The organism is Rathayibacter sp. AY1B6 (genome assembly GCF_002932755.1).
GTDB lineage: Bacteria > Actinomycetota > Actinomycetes > Actinomycetales > Microbacteriaceae > Rathayibacter.
Genome location: NZ_PSWL01000011.1, coordinates 65,185 through 80,960 on the forward strand (window position 1 = coordinate 65,185; position 15,776 = coordinate 80,960).

Genomic DNA, 15,776 nt, shown 5'->3' on the forward strand with positions numbered 1-15,776 from the left:
GCGGTCAGTCGGCGAGCAGCCCCGCCTCGAACGCCGCTGTCAGGCCGGCGTCGATCGCGAGCGGTGCCCCGTCGACCGAGCGGACGGGGATCGCCCGCCGGGTGCTCGACACCAGCCAGGCCGCATCGGCGCCGGTGAGCGCCGAGACCGGCAGCTCGCGACGCGAGGACGCGAGACCGCGGTGCTCGCCCAGCGCGAGGATCCGCTCGACCGTCGTGCCGGCGAGCACGCTGCCCGAGAGCGGGGTCGTGAGCGCCCCGTCGGCGAGGAGCACCAGGCTGGACGTCGCCCCCTCGAGGAGCAGCCCGTCGCTCGTGCGCCAGAGAACGTCGTCCGCGCCCCGCGAGGCCGCCTCGCGCAGCGCCGCCCGGGTGACGGCGCCCGAGGTCGTCTTGACGCCCGGGAGCAGCCACGGCGCGAGCGGACCGCTCGCGTAGCCGCGGTCGAGCACGACGACAGCCGCGCCCTTCTCCCGGAGCGCGCTCGAGTCGGGAGTCGGAGCCGCGCGGACGGTGCACCGGGCGGCGTCGCCCGAGCCGTGCGCGGCGATGAAGCGGATCGTCAGGTCGTCAACCCGGTCGTGCTCCGCCACGGCGAGGTCGACCGCTCGGGACCAGAGCAACGCCTCCGGGATCGCCAGCCCGACGGCCCGGGCCGACCCGGCCAGCCGCTCGAGGTGCTCGGGGAGTGCGCGGGGACGTCCGTCGAGGACCGCGAGGGTCTCGAAGACGCCGTCGCCGCGGAGGTAGCCCGCCTCGTCCACGCGGACGAGCGGACCCTCCGGGTCGCGGAGGACGACGGTACGGGAGGCGATCTCGACGAGGACGGGGGTGCTCATCCGCCCATCCTGCCCCCGGCGGGGTCTCAGCGGGGGAGGAGGCCGCTCGCCACGTCGGACGGCTCCACGAGCTCGCGCCACGGCTCCGGCCGGAGTCCTGCCGCGCCGAGCACGTCGGCCTCGGCGAGGAGGTCCACATCGAGACCGGTCAGCTCGCCGATCGCGGCGACGGGCAGCTGGAACGTCCTGAAGCCGCCGAGCGGCACCAGGCCCTCGCGCACCCGCTCCACGAGCTCGCTCTGATCGAGCAGGTACGCGCTCGTCGCGAGCGTCGATCCGTCCGGGCTCCACGCCGCGATCTTCCAGAAGCGGCGGGGGATGCCCGTGCCGCGGTAGACCGGGTCGTCGTCCGCGAGCACGGGCCCGGTGAAGACGCTCAGGCGGGTGCGCCAGGTCTGCGCGTAGTCGAGCACCAGCGTCTCGAGCCCGAGCCACAGCTCCTGCGACTGGTTGAAGCCGCTCGCCTGGGGCGCGGCGTTCGTGTAGCAGAAGCTGTCGCGGTTGGCCGCGGCGGCCTCGACCCGGTCGCCCCAGACGGGGTCGCGGCGGCGGACGAGGTGGCCGCGGTCGAGGTCGTTGCGGGCGTACACCTCCGGACCCGTCTGCTCGTCGGCGGGGATGCGGTCGTCGAGGTGCCAGTCGTCGCCGCGGCCGAGCTCGACGAGGCGCGCGCCGTCGATGTTCACGGCCGTCGAGACCGCCAGGCGCCGCTCCGGGTCCAGCATCACCTCGAAGTGCGTGTACGGCAGGAGCCGCACGGGGCGCTCGACCCTCAGGCGAGGTGCCGCCGCGGGGACGCCGAGGAAGTCCGCGTCGAAGCTCACTCCTCGACCTCCGCCGTCGGAGTCGCCGTGGGCGTCGCTGTCGGTGTCGCGGTGGGCGTCGCCGGGGGAGCCTCGGTCGCCGGCACTCCCGTGCCGGACGGCGCCGGAGCCGGTGCCTCGGTGGCGGGGGCCGGGACCTGCGAGCCGTTGCTGATCAGCAGGGCGATGTCGGAGTAGCGCGCGACGGTCGTGCCCGCGGCCGGGTCGGTGCCCGCCACCACGCCGGCGGGGAGCGACGAGTCGATGGTCGCCCCCTCCTCGACGTCGAAGCCGAGGTCCTCCAGCGCCTCCGTGGCGTCGTCGATCGAGCGGCCCGAGACGGTCGGCACGGCGATCTGGCGGCCGTTCAGCAGGGCGCTGCTGGGCTCCTCGAAGTCGTCTCCGCCGTACTTCTGGTCGGCGCGGGTCATCACCGAGTTCCAGATGTAGTGGCGGATGTTGGAGGCGTAGGGGCGGCTCTCGAGCTCGGAGTTCGGGAAGCGGACCTCGCGCATCGAGGTGTGGCCGTCGATGTTGCCCACCCAGACCACGGTCGCGACGCGCGAGCTCGCGCCGTCCATCCAGGTCGACTCCGCGTTGTCGGTGGTGCCCGTCTTGCCGATGTGCTCGATGCCGTCGTCCGGGTCGGACTGAGCGGCCGTGCCGCTGGTGACGACGCGCTGCAGAGCGTAGTTCGCGACCGCCGTCAGCTCGGGGCTGAGGGCCTGGTTGCAGGTGGAGGTCGGCGGCTGGACGGCGGCACCGGTCGCGTCGGTGATCGAGTCGATGGCGATCGCGGAGCAAGCGGTGCCGTTGTTGGCGAAGCCGGCGAAGGCGGTGACCATCGAGAGCGGGGAGATGAGCGTGTCCGAGCCGAGGACGGCGGACGGCTTGTAGTCGACCTCGCCGCCGTCGGCCGCCTTCACGCCGAAGCCGACCGCGCGGTCGCGGATGGCGCAGAGGTCGAGCTGCTGCGCCATCGAGACGTAGACGGTGTTGATCGACTGCATCGTGCCGGTCAGCACGCTGTAGCTGCCGTTCTCGCCGTCGTCGTTGTTGACCTCGTACGAGGTGTCGAGCTCTCCGCCCGGCGCGCAGCTGGCGGGGAAGCCCGAGAAGGTGCGCTCGCGGCCGTTGATCGTCTCGTTCAGGGTGCGTCCGCTCGCCAGCCACTGCGCAAGCGTGAACACCTTGTACGTCGATCCGACCTGGAACCCGGCGGAGCCGCCGTAGGCCGTGTCGGTGTTGAAGTTGACGGCGGAGAAGTTGGCGCCGTTCACGGCACCGGCCGCGTCGTAGTCCTTGTTCTGCACCATCGCCAGGATCCGGCCGGTGCCGACCTCCATCGAGACGGTCGCGCTGCCGATGTTGGTGTCGAGGGTGGGGACCTTGGGGACGGCGTTGTTCGTCGCGTTGGCCGCGGTGTCCTGCAGGTCGCGGTCGAGCGTCGTGTAGATCTTGTAGCCGCCGCGCTGGAAGTTCGCGAGACGGGTGTCCACGTCGTCGCCGAAGGCCGGGTCGTTCTGGACGACGCGGGTGATGTAGTCGCAGAAGAAGGCCGCGTTGCCGGCCGTCTGGCAGCCGGTCGGCGTCTGCGTGATCGCGGGGACGACCTCCTCGGCGACGGCGGCGTCGTGGTCGGCCTGCGAGATCTTCCCCTCCTTCAGCATCTGGCCGAGGACGTAGTCGCGGCGGACCGTGTTGTCCGGGATGTTCTCGGGCTGATCGATCCTGAGGCCGTTGGGGTTGTTGACCGTGGCGATCAGGCTCGCGGCCTGAGCCAGGCTCAGGTCGGCCGCGGTGGTCGAGAAGTAGTACTCGGCCGCCGCCTGGATCCCGTAGACCTGCCCGCCGAAGCCGGCGATGTTGAGGTAGCCGAGGAGGATGTCGTCCTTGCTGTACTTCTTCTCGAGGTCGACGGCGAGCTTCATCTCCTTGAGCTTGCGGCTCGGGGTGGTCGCGGTCGCCTCCTCGTAGGCGGCCTCCGAGGCGGCTTCGTCGGTCGCGCTCAGCGACTCCGCCTTCTGCACGAGGACGTTCTTGACGTACTGCTGGGTGATGGAGGAGCCGCCCTGGAGGTCCCCGCCGACGATGTTGCTGAGCACCGCGCGGATCGTGCCCTGCAGGTCGACGCCGCCGTGGTCGTAGAAGCGCGGGTCCTCGGTCGAGACCGCCGCGTCCTTCACGGACTGGCTGACCTGGTCGAAGGCCACCTCCTCGCGGTTCTGCGCGTAGAAGGAGGCGAGCAGCTCGTCCGAGCCGTCGGTGCGCTTCGCGTAGATCTCGGTCTTCTGGGCCAGCTGGCCGAGCTCGAGGTACTCGGGCACCGTCTCGAACAGCCCGATCGGGTTGTTCTCGGCGAGCCCGGTGACGGCGAGGGCGGGGGTGACCCCGACCGTGATCAGCAGGCCCCCGGCGAGGCTGGCTCCGACGATCCCGAGGACCCGGGCGAGCACGCCGCCGCGGGCGGTTCCTTGCGCAGACATGGCTACGAGAGTAGGCGACGAGTCTGGATCCGTCGTGCGGCCGCGCTCGGGGGCCCGGATGCCCGCCCTCCCGGTCCCGGGAGCGGCGGCCGCCGGTACGGTGATCGAGTGAGCAGAGCCCGAGCATGACCACCTCCGCCGACCCCGCTGAGACGCGCCGCCGCGCGGTGCTCGTGGTGGCCGTCCTCGCCTCCTTCGTCGCCTTCCTCGACGGCACCGTCGTCAATGTCGCCCTGCCCGCGATCACCCGCGAGCTCGGCGGCGGGCTCGCGGTGCAGCAGTGGGTGGTCGACGGGTACCTGATCACGCTCGGCGCGCTGATCCTGGTCGCCGGCTCGCTCGCCGACCGCATCGGCCGAGCCCGCAGCATGACCATCGGCCTGATCGGCTTCGGCGTCACCTCGCTGCTGTGCGCGCTGGCCACCACCGCCGAGGTCCTCATCGTGGCGCGGATGCTCCAGGGCGCCGCCGGGGCGATCCTCGTGCCCAGCTCGCTCGCCCTCATCATCGCGACCGTCCACGGCGCCGCGCAGGCCCGGACCATCGGCGCGTGGACGGCCTGGACCGGCACGGCGACGATCGCCGGGCCCGTGCTCGGCGGCCTGCTGGTGGACGCGGGATCGTGGCGGTACGTCTTCGCGCTCAACCTGCTGCCGATCGCGGTGACGCTCGTGCTGCTGCGCAGGCTCGGCGCGGTCGACTCGGGGACCCGGGTGCCGATCGACGGCGTCGGCGCGGTGCTCGGGGTGATCGGCCTGGGAGGGCCGGTGTTCGCGCTGATCGAGCAGGAGCGGCTCGGGATCCGGGATCCGCTCGTGCTGACCGCCCTGATCGGGGGAGTCGCCGCGCTCGTCGCGTTCGTCGTGTGGGAGCGGCGCGCGGCGCACCCGATGCTCCCGCTCTCGCTCTTCGCCTCGCGGAACTTCACCGTCGGCAACGTCTCGACGGCGTTCGTCTACGGAGCGCTCTCCTTCGGCTTCTTCGCGCTGGGCCTGTTCCTGCAGCAGACCCTCGGCTTCTCGGCGACCCTGGCCGGGCTCGCGACGCTCCCGCCGACGATCCTGCTGCTCCTGCTCTCGCAGGTCTCCGGGTCGCTGTCGGCGCGGTTCGGCCCCAGGCTCTTCATGGGCGTCGGACCGCTGATCGCCGCGGCCGGGTTCCTCCTGCTCTCCTTCGTCGACGAGGGCGCGGACTACGCCACGCAGCTGCTGCCGGGGATCCTCCTGTTCGGCTTCGGCCTCGCGGTGACGGTCGCCCCGCTGACCTCGACGATCCTCGGCGCGGTCGAGGACGGGCACAGCGGAGTCGGCTCCGCTGTGAACAACGCGGTCTCGCGCATCGCCGGGCTGGTCGCCATCGCCGCCACCTCGCTCGTGGTCGGCGACTCGCTCGACGTCGAGGGCTTCTCCCGCGCCGCCGTGGCGACCTCCGTCCTCCTGGTCGCCGGCGGCGTCGTCTCCCTCCTCGGCATCCGCAACCCCGCTCCCGCCGACCGCTGACGGGCGCTCGGGGGAGCGGGATCGGCCCCCGCCCGGGGGTGCGGCGCCCCGTGTTCACGCAGCGTCCGCCGATCCTTCGACGGAACGTGGATGAAATAGTTGTCGCTACATGGAATACTGATCGACGTCGATGCGCTTGCATACATCGGACGGGGACGCTCTCCCCGCGACGACCGTCACACTCGAGGAGAAACCATGACCGACACCGTCACCATCCCCGGCTACAAGGCCGGCACCTGGGTCATCGACCCCACCCACAGCGAGGTCGCGTTCAGCGTCCGCCACCTGATGATCAGCAAGGTCAAGGGCAAGTTCGAGCGCTTCACCGCCACGTTCACCACCGGCGAGAACCCGCTCGACTCCAAGGTCGAGGCCACCGCCGAGGTCGCCTCCGTCAACACCAACGAGCCCAACCGCGACGGCCACCTCCGCACCGGCGACTTCTTCGAGGCCGAGCAGTACCCGGAGATCCACTTCGTCTCCACCGCCGTCCGCCCGAACGGCGACGACTTCCTCGTCGACGGCGAGCTCACCATCAAGGGCACCACCAAGCCCGTCACCTTCGAGGTGGAGTTCGGCGGCTTCGGCACCGACCCGTACGGCAACTACAAGGCCGGCCTCACCGCCAAGGCCACCATCGACCGCACCGACTTCGGTCTGACCTACAACGCGGCCCTCGAGACCGGTGGCGTGCTCATCGGCGAGAAGGTCACCATCACCCTCGACCTGCAGGCCGCCCACCAGGCGTAGTCCGAGCCGATCGACCGGAGCCGTCCCTCCCTCCGGGGAGTGGACGGCTCCGTCGTTCCCGGAGCCGGTGCGGGATCAGAGGATGCCGAGCTCCGTCAGCTGCTCGGAGATGCCCGCGCCGTCGGGCGCGAAGACCCAGGTCGTGCCGCTGGTCAGCGAGCGGTCCTCGGCCTTGGAGCGGCCGCCCGCGAGCACCGCCTCGCCGGTGGAGAGCTGGCGGATCGCGATCGCCGCGACCTTGTCGGGGTGCTCGTCCGCGAAGTCGGAGTAGATCTCCTCGTCGTGCTGCCCGTCGTCGCCGACCAGCAGCCAGCGCACGTCCGGGAACTCGGCCGCGAGTCGGCGGAGGTTCATCTCCTTGTGCTGCTTGCCGCTGCGGAACCAGCGGTCGTGCGTGGGGCCCCAGTCGGTCAGGAGCAGCGCTCCGGCCGGGTACAGGTGCCGCGAGAGGAAGCGGGTGAGCGCCGGGGCGACGTTCCACGCGCCCGTGGAGAGGTAGATGACGGGGGAGCCCTCGTACTGCCGGGCGAAGCGGTCGAGGAAGACCGCCATGCCGGGCGTGGGCATCCGGGCGTGCTCGTCGAGCACGAAGGTGTTCCAGGCGGCGACGAAGGGGCGGGGGAGCGCGGTGACCATCACCGTGTCGTCGACGTCCGAGACGACTCCGAGCCGCGACTCCGGACGCACGATGAGGACGGGCGCCTCGACGGGCTTCGAGCCCGCGGTCGAGAAGGTGATGGTGTGCCAGCCGGGCTCGAGCGTGATCGGGAGGTCCGCGTCGACGACCCCGCCGCGGTCGGCCGTCACCCGATGGGTCTGCCCGTCGGCCTCGACGGTCACGACGGCCCCGCTCACGAAGACGCTGGTGAAGCTCCGCCAGCCGCGCACGCCCTCGACGGGGCGGACCTCCTCGACCCCGGGAGGGGTCGGCCGCGTGTAGAGGACGCGGGCCAGGACGCGCAGCTGCGTGGTCGAGCCGTAGCCGGTGTAGGGGATGACCCGCGGGACGTAGCCCTTGCGCTTGACGCGCCTCATCCGGAAGGAGTGGAGTCGATCCTCGAGGCGGGCGGCGCGGTGCATGACCTCGGCCTTGCCTGCGCTCAGGGGCTTGCTCTCGGGCGTCAGCGGCATCCGCCCAGTCTGTCAGACCGGATGCCGGACCGCGGATCGCGCTCTCACGCGATCGTCAGGCGTCGGCGGGCTCGATCAGCTCGGGGCCGTTCACCGAGACGGAGCCCACGGCCGCCCCGACGCCGTGCACCTCGAGCTCCTCGGCCAGCTCGGCCGCGCCCTCGGCGGCCGCGCGCAGCAGCTCGCCGTCCCCGGGGGAGGCCGGGTCCAGCCAGTCCTCGATCAGCTCCGGCTGCAGCAGCACCGGCATCCGCTCGTGCACCTCGGCGAGCGGCCCGGCGGAGGGGCGGGTGAGGATCGTCGCCGAGAGCAGCCAGGGAGCGCCCGGCTGAGCCGAGCGCCACCACTCGTAGAGACCGGCGAAGAGGAGGAGGGAGCCCTCGCCCGGCGAGACGTAGACGGGGGCCTTCGCCCCGTCCGCGCCGACCCGCCACTCGTACCAGCCCGAGGCGGGCACGATCGCGCGCCGGGAGGCGTAGGACTCGCGGAACGACGGCTTCTCGGCGACGGACTCGATCCGGGCGTTGAACAGCGGCGGCCCGGCGGACGGGTCGGCGGCGGAGCGGGGCACCAGGCCCCAGCGGGCCCCGGCGAGCCGGCGTCGCGGCGGGCTGCCCTCCTCGACCCCCTTCATCGACTCCGCGACGACGGCGATCCGCTGGGTCGGCGCGATGTTCCAGGACGGCTCCGGCAGGTCGGCGCCCGGCTCGTCGATGTCGAAGAGCGCCACCAGGTCGGCGGTGGTCTGCGAGAGGACGAAGCGTCCGCACATGGTTTCTCCCGGGTGGATCGGACCCGCGGAGCCGTCGCCCGTCCGGGGGCGCGAAACACGAGGGACTTTCGATGAAACGACCCCGACCGGCGGTCGGCGTGCGTACGATTGTAGGAACCACGACCGAAGGAGCCCGCCGTGCCTCTTGGAAACCTCGTCGACCGACCGTTCGGTGAATCGTCCCAGGTCCGCAACGAGCCGGTGCAGGTGCGCAGCGCCGCCCGTCTCGCCTCGCTGCTCGACGCGGCGGCCGCCGTCGTCGACGAGGTCGGCTTCGACCGCCTGACCACGGCGATGGTGGCCGAGCGCGCGGGAGCGGCGATCGGCACGGTCTACCGCTACTTCCCCGACCGCATCGCTGTCCTCCAGGCGCTGCGCGAGCGGGCCCTCGAGCGCTTCCGCCGACGCGTCATCACCGAGATCCGCGACACCCACCCGGGCAACTGGTGGGGCGCGGTCGACTGCGCGATCGACGCCTTCTGCGAGATGCACCGCAACGAGCCGGGCTTCCGCTCCATCCGCTTCGTCGACACGATCCACGCGCCCGAGGTCGCGGGCGAGGCGTTCGAGGCCGGGTTCTTCGCGCGCCGCTTCGCCGAGATCCTCGCGTCCGAGTACGGCCTCCCGGGCGGCGCGCAGCTGTCCTTCCGCCTCGAGGTGACCATCGAGGTCGCGGACGCGCTGCTCACGCGCGCGTTCCTCATCGACCCCCACGGCGACCAGCGCTTCATCGACGAGAGCCGTTCGCTGCTGCGCCACTACATGACCTCGCACTACGGAGCCGTCGAGGAGTCCTGACCCACCCGGGCTGTCAAGGCCCTAGTCGCTCCCGGAACATCCCGCAACACTTCGCGGTCCGGGTTGGCAGGCGGCTGCTATTGGTGTTTTCCTTGCCGCCTGGCCCCGTTCGGGGCCGCGGGCCGCGCAGCGGCCGGACGCGCGGAGCGAGAGCGGGCACAGTCGTGGACCAGGGACAGATCGGCGTGCACACCGCCGGACGGCGGGCGGCCTCGTGATCGAGTTCCGCAACGTCAGCAAGCAGTACCCGGACGGCACCCGGGCGGTCGACGACTTCTCGCTCGTGCTGCCCTCCCGGCAGACGACCGTCTTCGTCGGCTCCTCCGGCTGCGGGAAGACCACGATCCTCCGCATGATCAACCGGATGATCGAGCCGACGTCCGGCACCATCGAGATCGACGGCGAGGACATCTCCTCTCTGCCCGCCGTCGCCCTCCGCCGCCGAATCGGCTACGTGATGCAGAACTCCGGACTCCTGCCGCACCGCAAGGTCATCGACAACATCGCGACCGTGCCGCGGCTGAACGGGGTCGCCAAGAAGCAGGCGCACTCCCGCGCGCTCGAGCTGATGGACACGGTCGGACTGGACCGCGGGCTCGCCGCCCGGTACCCCAGCCAGCTCTCCGGCGGCCAGCAGCAGCGCGTCGGCGTGGCGCGCGGCCTCGCGGTGGACCCGAACATCCTGCTGATGGACGAGCCGTTCGGAGCGGTCGACCCGCTCGTGCGCGCCGACCTGCAGCGCGAGACCCTGCGGCTCCAGGACGAGCTCGACAAGACCGTGGTCTTCGTCACCCACGACATCGACGAGGCGTTCCTGCTCGGCGACCAGGTCGTCATCCTCGAGAAGGGCGGCCGGATCGCGCAGAAGGGCTCGCCCGCCGAGATCCTGGCGAACCCCGCGAGCGAGTTCGTCGCCGGCTTCGTCGGCGCCGACCGCGGCAAGCGCTCGCTCCGGATCGAGGAGCGCGACGGCGCCCGCATCGTGGTCGACGGCGACGGGCGCCCGACCGGCGTGCTGCGCTCGCAGGACGGCCCCGCCGCGTGAACTGGGTCGTCAACAACACGGACGCGATCGTCGCGAACCTGCTGGCGCACCTGGCCCTGTCGGTTCCGCCGATCCTGCTCAGCTTCCTCGTCTCGCTGCCGTTCGGCTGGTTCGCGAACCGCTACCGCTGGAGCCGCGGAACCTTGCTGACGGGGCTCGGCGTGCTCTACGCCATCCCGTCGCTGGCCATGTTCATCCTGCTGCCGGTCCTGCTGGGCATCCCGCTCCGCTCGACCGCCAACGTGATCACGGGCCTCACCCTCTACGGAGTCGCGCTGATGGTCCGCACCACCTCGGACGCACTGGGCGCGGTGTCGGACGACGTCCGTCAGTCGGCGACCGCGATGGGCTACTCGGGCTGGGCGCGCTTCTGGCGGGTCGAGTTCCCGCTGGCGGGTCCGGTCCTGCTCTCGGGCCTGCGGGTGGTCACGGTCAGCACGGTCAGCCTGGTGACGGTCGGCGCGGTGCTCGGGATCCAGAGCCTCGGCCTGCTCTTCACCGACGGCTTCCAGCGCGGCATCACCGGTGAGATCGTCACGGGCATCGTCCTCACGATCGTCCTCGCGCTGGTGCTCGACGGGCTGCTGGTGCTGATCGGCCGTCTCCTCATGCCCTGGACGGCCCTGGACCGCACGCGCCGCTCGCGCAGGCCGCTCGCGGTCGAGAGGGCGGTGACGTCGTGAACCTCATCGCCGAAGCCTTCGCCTGGATCGCCGATCCCGCGCACTGGACCGGGGTCTACGCGATCCCGACCCGCGTCGCCCAGCACGTCGGCATCAGCCTGCTGGTGCTCGTCATCGCCGCCGCGATCGCGATCCCGATCGGGTACCTGATCGGGCACACCGGGCGCGGCAAGGGCATCGCGGTGCCCGTCGCCGGTGGTCTGCGAGCCCTGCCGACGCTGGGCGTGCTCGTCCTCGCGGCGATGAGCCTCGGGCTCGGACTCGGCGCTCCGGTGATCGCCCTCGTCGTGCTCGCGATCCCGTCGGTGCTCGCCGGCGCGTACTCCGGACTGGAGGCGGTCGACCGCCGCACGGTCGACGCGGCGCGCTCGATGGGCATGACCGAGTGGCAGATCCTGACGAAGGTCGAGATCCCGCTGGGGCTGCCGCTGCTGATCGGCGGACTGCGCTCGGCCGCGCTGCAGATCATCGCGACCGCCACGCTCGCCGACTACATCGGCGCGGGCGGACTCGGCCAGTACATCTTCCGCGGAGTGAAGTCGGGGGACTACCCGCAGATGCTCGCCGGCTCGATCCTGGTGATCGTGCTGACGCTCCTCAGCGAGGTCCTCTTCGCCCTCCTCCAGCGGCTCGCCGTGCCGCGCGGAGTCGTGCTCGGCCTGGCCGGCACCGCCGGCCGCACAGGTTCCCGCACGTCGTCGCCCCGACGACGCGCGGTGGTGGGAATCCCCATCGAAGAAGGGAAATAGCAATGTTCACAGCACATTTCACGAAGGGCCGTGTCGCGCTGAGCGCACTCGCGGTCGGTGCCGTCGTGGCACTGGCAGGGTGTTCCTCGAGCGATCCGCTCGATGAGGGATCGGGTGCGACTGCGGGCAGCGAGACCATCGTGGTCGGCTCGCAGGACTACTACTCGAACGAGATCCTCGCCGAGATCTACGCGCAGGCTCTGGAGAACGACGGCTTCACCGTCGACCGCCAGCTGCGCATCGGCCAGCGCGAGATCTACCTGCCCGAGATCGAGAGCGGATCCATCGACGTCTTCCCGGAGTACGACGGCAGCCTCCTGCAGGCGCTCGAGCCGGACGCGACGGCCACCACTGCCGACGACGTGTACTCCGCGCTCGGCGACGCGCTGCCCGACGGCCTCCGCGCCCTCGACGCCGCCGAGGCCAGCGATCAGAACTCCTACACCGTCACCCAGGCCTTCGCCGACAAGTGGGACCTGACCGACATCGCGTCGCTCAAGAACGTCACCGACCCGATCGTGGTCGGCGGCAACTCCGAGCTGCAGACGCGTCCCTACGGGCCCGACACCCTGCAGTCGAAGTACGGCATCACGACCACCTTCCAGGCGATCGAGGACAGCGGCGGATCGACCACCGTCGACGCGCTCACCAGCGACCAGATCCAGCTGGCGAACGTCTACACGGCCGACCCGAACATCCAGAAGAACGACCTCGTCGCTCTCGAGGACCCGGACGGACTGTTCGTCGCCGACAACGTCGTGCCGATCGTCTCCAGCAAGATCACGGACGACGCGGCCGAGGTGCTGAACGCGGTCAGCGCGAAGCTCACCGCGGACGACCTGGTCGCCCTCAACTCCGAGAGCGTCAACGAGCAGAAGTCCGCGTCCGCGATCGCGGGCGAGTGGCTGAAGTCGGCGGGTCTCGTCGACTGATCCTCCCCGGATCCACGCCCGGAGGCGCGTCACTCGTCGAGGTGGCGCGCCTCCGCTCTGTTCAGGAGCTTCTTCCCGAGGAGCACGAGCAGGGCGAAGACGACGATGACCCCCACGAAGACGTAGCCGGCGCCGTGCAGGCTCTCCGAGAGCTCCCGGTAGCTGCCGGCCGCCGCGGCGCCGACGCCGACGTAGGCGGACGACCAGAGCACGCACGCCGGGATCGTCCAGGCCATGAAGGTCCGGTAGCGCATCCCGCTCATCCCCACCGTCAGCGGGATCAGCGAGTGCAGCACCGGCAGGAAGCGCGAGAGGAACACGGCGAACCCGCCGCGCCGTGCGAGGTAGCGCTCGGCCTTCAGCCAGTTCTTCTCGCCGAGTCGGCGTCCCAGACGCGATGCGCGGATCCGCGGCCCGAACCAGCGGCCGAGCCAGAAGCCGACGGACTCGCCGCAGAGCGCGCCGATGACGACGGTGACGGCCAGCGCCACGAACTGCAGCGGGCTGGTGACGCCGGTCGCGCTGACGATCACGATCGTGTCGCCGGGGACGACGAGGCCCGCCAGGATCGTGGTCTCGAAGAAGATCGCGAGCCCGGCGAGGAGCGTCCGCCAGACCGGGGGGACGCCGACCACGAAGTCCAGGATCCCGGTGAGGGTGTCGTTCACGGGGCGCCCCCGCCCGCCGCGGACTCGATCGGGGGCTGGGGCCGACAGCGGCTCCGGATGCTCGGCATGGCTCGATCGTAGGGGCGCACGGCTGGGCGGCGGCAGGGCTGCGCCCGGGAGGCCGGTGGGCGTGGAGCGCTCAGGGGACGGCGACCCGTGCGGAGGCGGCGGGGCCGGTGCCGTTCGCCGTGACCGCCTGCACGGAGAGGGTGTAGCTGCTGCCCGGGACCAGCTTCGTGAAGGTCTGCGACCGCTGGGTCGCGGCGACCACGGCGCTCCAGGCTCCGGCTCCGCTCGTGTCGGACCCGTCGCGCGACACCCGGTAGCCGGTGACCGCCGAGCCCCCGGTGCCCGCGGGGGGCGACCACGCGAGCGTCGCCGTGCCGTCCGAGCCCGCCGTGGCGGTGACCGCGGTCGGAGCGCCGGGGAGCCCGGTGGCGGCGAGGGTCGCCGTCAGCGTGGTGCTGCTCCCGGGAGTGACGACGCTGTGCGAGGCGGCGCCGCCGTCGGACCAGGAGGAGAACCGGTAGGCCGTGCCCGAGGCGTCGGTCTGGTCCGGGACCTCCAGCTGGAGTGCCGAGCCCGCCCACGAGACGACCGTCGTGCCTCCGGCGACCTCGGTGCCGTTGACGACGACCGTCCGGCCGACGGGAGCGGTGGCCAGGGTGACGGAGACCTTCTGCGGCGAGAACGTCCGCGTCGCCGTGGTCGACACTCCGCTCGAGTCCGTCGCCGTGACGCTGATCAGGAGGTCGCTGTCCGCGGCGGCGGCGAGGTCCTCCGGGCCGGGGGCGACGAAGGAGAGGTCGTTCCCCGTCAGCGGGCCGAGGAAGGGGTGCGTGTGCTGCGCGTGGCGGCGCTGGACGGTCCACGTGAGCGCCGAGGCGGGCAGGGCCCCGTCCTCGGCGTCGGTCGCCGTGGCGCGGAGGCCGTAGCTCCGGCCCGTGACGAACACCCCTCCGTCGGCGGGTGCGGTGATGCTCACGGTCGGCGCGCTGTCTCCCGAGGTGATCCTCGTCGTCGCAGGTGCGGAGACGACTCCCTTCGGATCGCGGACGCGGAGGGACGCGGTCCAGCTGCCGGCGGCGTAGCTGTGGGTGAAGGTCGGGCCGGTCGTGATGCGGTCGGGGGTGCCGTCGCCGAACGACCACAGGTAGGTCAGGGCCCCGCCCTCCGGGTCGCTGCTGCCGGAGCCGTTCAGCCGCGCGGCGAGAGGAGCCGCACCGGAGGAGGGGGCGGCGGAGAGGGCCGCGGTCGGGGCGCGGTTCGCCGCGGCGGTGTAGGCGAGGCGCCGGACCTCGCCGCCGTTCGCGTAGCTCGTGTAGAAGAGGTCCTGGGTCCCGCGCGAGGGGCCGAAGGCCATGGCGACGGCGCTGCTGCCGCCGAGGCCGGTCACCAGGTCGCCGGCCGCGCCGGTGCGGCCGAGGGTCCGGATCTTCCCGCACACGTAGTCGCCGAAGAGGTACGCGCCGTCGTAGGCGGCCGGCCAGACGCCGCGGGGGACGTAGGCGCCGCCCGTGATCGAGGCGCAGCCGCTGCTGTGCGGGTAGTCGAAGACGGGGTCGGTGAGCCCGGCGGGCGCCGCTGTTCCGCAGTTCGAGGACGAGCCGGTCTTCGCGCAGTGGCCCTCGCGGGTGTTCCAGCCGTAGTCGGCGCCGGCGACGCCCTGGTCGATCTCCTCCCAGGCGTCCTGGCCCACGTCGTTGATGCGGAAGACGGTGCCGGTCGCGTTCGGGTCGAACGCCATCCGGAACGGATTGCGCAGGCCGCTCGCGAACGTCTCGCGGCAGCGCACGCCCGCGGCGGCCGGGGCGAGTCGGCAGGAGGCGGTCCCGGTGCCCAGGTACGGGTTGCCGGCCGGGACGCCGCCGGTGAGGGTGACCCGGAGGATCTTGCCGTTCAGGATGTTCGGGTCGCGGGCGGCGTCGTTCCGGCCGCCGCAGCCGCTGCCGCCCGGCGAGCCGACTCCGCCGCGGTAGTCGCAGCCGCCGTCGCCGACGCTGACGTAGAGCAGCCCGTCCTTACCGATGGCGAGGTCGCCGCCGTTGTGGTTGCTCGCGGGGGAGTAGATGCCGTCGAGGAGGACGCGCTCGGAGGCCGGGTCGATGCGGTCGTCGGTGCCGAGCTGGAACGAGGAGACGCGATTGCGCGGAGCTCCCGCGGGATTCACCGTGCCGCCGGCGTTGGTCGGGCACGAGGAGTCGGAGCCCTTCGCGGTGTAGTAGACGACGACGGTCCGGGATCCCGGCGCCGGGTCGACCGCGAGGCCGAGCACACCGCGCTCGCCGTTGGCGCAGATCTTCGAGCGCAGGTCGAGGGCCGGGGTGGCGACCAGGCTGCCTCCGCGGATCACCCGGATCGCGCCGGTCTGCGAGGAGACGAGGGTGCGCCCGTCGGTCGTGAAGGCGAGGGCTGTCGGTGCGGGGACGGCCGCCACCCGCGAGTCGGTGAAGCCGGCGGGGACGACGGGAGCGGCGGACGCCGGAGCCGCGGGCCCGGCGACGAGCGCGGCGGCCGTGACCGCCAGGACGGCGAGCAGGGCGAGACCACGGGGGCGGATCCTCGAGCGGGGCATCGGTGACTCCGAGACGGTCGGCGCTGCTGAGCGAGCGGCGGTCTGCG

Annotated in this window: 14 protein-coding genes; 7 read left to right on the top strand and 7 right to left on the bottom strand. The window is 72.1% G+C overall.

What is annotated here, in order from left to right; all coding sequences use genetic code 11:
• Nucleotides 1-4: 4 nt before the first annotated feature.
• Genes C5D08_RS07805 through C5D08_RS07815 form a run of 3 tightly spaced genes read right to left on the bottom strand, consistent with a single transcriptional unit; the run spans nucleotide 5 to nucleotide 4,127 of the window.
• Nucleotides 5-838 (bottom strand): aminotransferase class IV, encoded by an 834-nt coding sequence (locus tag C5D08_RS07805; protein ID WP_104276545.1) that lies wholly within the window; start codon nucleotides 836-838, stop codon nucleotides 5-7.
• Between the two features lie 26 nt (nucleotides 839-864).
• Nucleotides 865-1,662 (bottom strand): DNA/RNA non-specific endonuclease, encoded by a 798-nt coding sequence (locus C5D08_RS07810; RefSeq protein WP_308471629.1) that lies wholly within the window; start codon nucleotides 1,660-1,662, stop codon nucleotides 865-867.
• Nucleotides 1,659-4,127: a penicillin-binding protein gene (locus C5D08_RS07815; protein ID WP_104276546.1), complete on the bottom strand. Its 2,469-nt coding sequence runs from the start codon at nucleotides 4,125-4,127 to the stop codon at nucleotides 1,659-1,661. The genes C5D08_RS07810 and C5D08_RS07815 overlap by 4 nt, the downstream gene beginning before the upstream one ends.
• A 125-nt stretch (nucleotides 4,128-4,252) precedes the next feature.
• Between C5D08_RS07815 and C5D08_RS07820 the strand changes: the two genes are divergently transcribed.
• The gene (locus C5D08_RS07820; RefSeq protein WP_104276547.1) at nucleotides 4,253-5,626 is read left to right on the top strand and encodes a DHA2 family efflux MFS transporter permease subunit; all 1,374 of its coding nucleotides are present in this window, start codon (nucleotides 4,253-4,255) and stop codon (nucleotides 5,624-5,626) included.
• A 195-nt stretch (nucleotides 5,627-5,821) separates the two neighbouring features.
• Nucleotides 5,822-6,376, top strand: a complete 555-nt coding sequence (locus C5D08_RS07825) for a YceI family protein (protein WP_104237910.1) — start codon at nucleotides 5,822-5,824, stop codon at nucleotides 6,374-6,376.
• 75 nt (nucleotides 6,377-6,451) lie between these two features.
• On the opposite strand, the gene C5D08_RS07830 is transcribed toward C5D08_RS07825, so the two are convergent.
• Both C5D08_RS07830 and C5D08_RS07835 read right to left on the bottom strand, forming a co-directional pair.
• Nucleotides 6,452-7,507, bottom strand: a complete 1,056-nt coding sequence (locus C5D08_RS07830) for an App1 family protein (RefSeq protein WP_258067355.1) — start codon at nucleotides 7,505-7,507, stop codon at nucleotides 6,452-6,454.
• A gap of 55 nt (nucleotides 7,508-7,562) precedes the next feature.
• Nucleotides 7,563-8,279: an SOS response-associated peptidase gene (locus C5D08_RS07835; RefSeq protein ID WP_104276548.1), complete on the bottom strand. Its 717-nt coding sequence runs from the start codon at nucleotides 8,277-8,279 to the stop codon at nucleotides 7,563-7,565.
• Nucleotides 8,280-8,417: 138 nt separating this feature from the next.
• Between C5D08_RS07835 and C5D08_RS07840 the strand changes: the two genes are divergently transcribed.
• The 5 genes from C5D08_RS07840 to C5D08_RS07860 all read left to right on the top strand — a co-directional run bounded on the left by C5D08_RS07840 (nucleotide 8,418) and on the right by C5D08_RS07860 (nucleotide 12,486).
• Nucleotides 8,418-9,077, top strand: coding sequence for a TetR/AcrR family transcriptional regulator (locus tag C5D08_RS07840; protein ID WP_104276549.1), 660 nt, complete (start codon nucleotides 8,418-8,420; stop codon nucleotides 9,075-9,077).
• 214 nt (nucleotides 9,078-9,291) lie between these two features.
• Nucleotides 9,292-10,122, top strand: coding sequence for an ABC transporter ATP-binding protein (locus tag C5D08_RS07845; RefSeq protein WP_104276550.1), 831 nt, complete (start codon nucleotides 9,292-9,294; stop codon nucleotides 10,120-10,122).
• A complete protein-coding gene (locus C5D08_RS07850) occupies nucleotides 10,119-10,805 on the top strand; it encodes an ABC transporter permease (protein ID WP_104276551.1) in 687 nt (228 codons plus the stop codon). The genes C5D08_RS07845 and C5D08_RS07850 overlap by 4 nt, the downstream gene beginning before the upstream one ends.
• Nucleotides 10,802-11,554 (top strand): ABC transporter permease, encoded by a 753-nt coding sequence (locus tag C5D08_RS07855; RefSeq protein WP_104276552.1) that lies wholly within the window; start codon nucleotides 10,802-10,804, stop codon nucleotides 11,552-11,554. The genes C5D08_RS07850 and C5D08_RS07855 overlap by 4 nt, the downstream gene beginning before the upstream one ends.
• Before the next feature lie 2 nt (nucleotides 11,555-11,556).
• Nucleotides 11,557-12,486: an ABC transporter substrate-binding protein gene (locus C5D08_RS07860; RefSeq protein ID WP_104223111.1), complete on the top strand. Its 930-nt coding sequence runs from the start codon at nucleotides 11,557-11,559 to the stop codon at nucleotides 12,484-12,486.
• Nucleotides 12,487-12,515: 29 nt separating this feature from the next.
• Here the strand turns inward: C5D08_RS07860 and C5D08_RS07865 are convergent, their stop codons facing one another.
• Complete coding sequence (locus C5D08_RS07865; RefSeq protein ID WP_104276553.1) at nucleotides 12,516-13,154, bottom strand: DedA family protein; 639 nt, start codon at nucleotides 13,152-13,154, stop codon at nucleotides 12,516-12,518.
• A gap of 139 nt (nucleotides 13,155-13,293) precedes the next feature.
• Nucleotides 13,294-15,729, bottom strand: coding sequence for a PQQ-dependent sugar dehydrogenase (locus C5D08_RS07870; RefSeq protein ID WP_104276554.1), 2,436 nt, complete (start codon nucleotides 15,727-15,729; stop codon nucleotides 13,294-13,296).
• Nucleotides 15,730-15,776: the final 47 nt, after the last annotated feature.

What these genes read in the sequence shown, in the direction of transcription:
- C5D08_RS07835 (WP_104276548.1), bottom strand. Translation starts at nt 8,279, where the DNA reads ATGTGCGGACGCTTCGTCCTCTCGCAGACCACCGCCGACCTGGTGGCG.
- C5D08_RS07860 (WP_104223111.1), top strand. Translation starts at nt 11,557, where the DNA reads ATGTTCACAGCACATTTCACGAAGGGCCGTGTCGCGCTGAGCGCACTC.
- C5D08_RS07805 (WP_104276545.1), bottom strand. Translation starts at nt 838, where the DNA reads ATGAGCACCCCCGTCCTCGTCGAGATCGCCTCCCGTACCGTCGTCCTC.
- C5D08_RS07815 (WP_104276546.1), bottom strand. Translation starts at nt 4,127, where the DNA reads ATGTCTGCGCAAGGAACCGCCCGCGGCGGCGTGCTCGCCCGGGTCCTC.
- C5D08_RS07830 (WP_258067355.1), bottom strand. Translation starts at nt 7,507, where the DNA reads ATGCCGCTGACGCCCGAGAGCAAGCCCCTGAGCGCAGGCAAGGCCGAG.
- C5D08_RS07825 (WP_104237910.1), top strand. Translation starts at nt 5,822, where the DNA reads ATGACCGACACCGTCACCATCCCCGGCTACAAGGCCGGCACCTGGGTC.
- C5D08_RS07870 (WP_104276554.1), bottom strand. Translation starts at nt 15,729, where the DNA reads ATGCCCCGCTCGAGGATCCGCCCCCGTGGTCTCGCCCTGCTCGCCGTC.
- C5D08_RS07820 (WP_104276547.1), top strand. Translation starts at nt 4,253, where the DNA reads ATGACCACCTCCGCCGACCCCGCTGAGACGCGCCGCCGCGCGGTGCTC.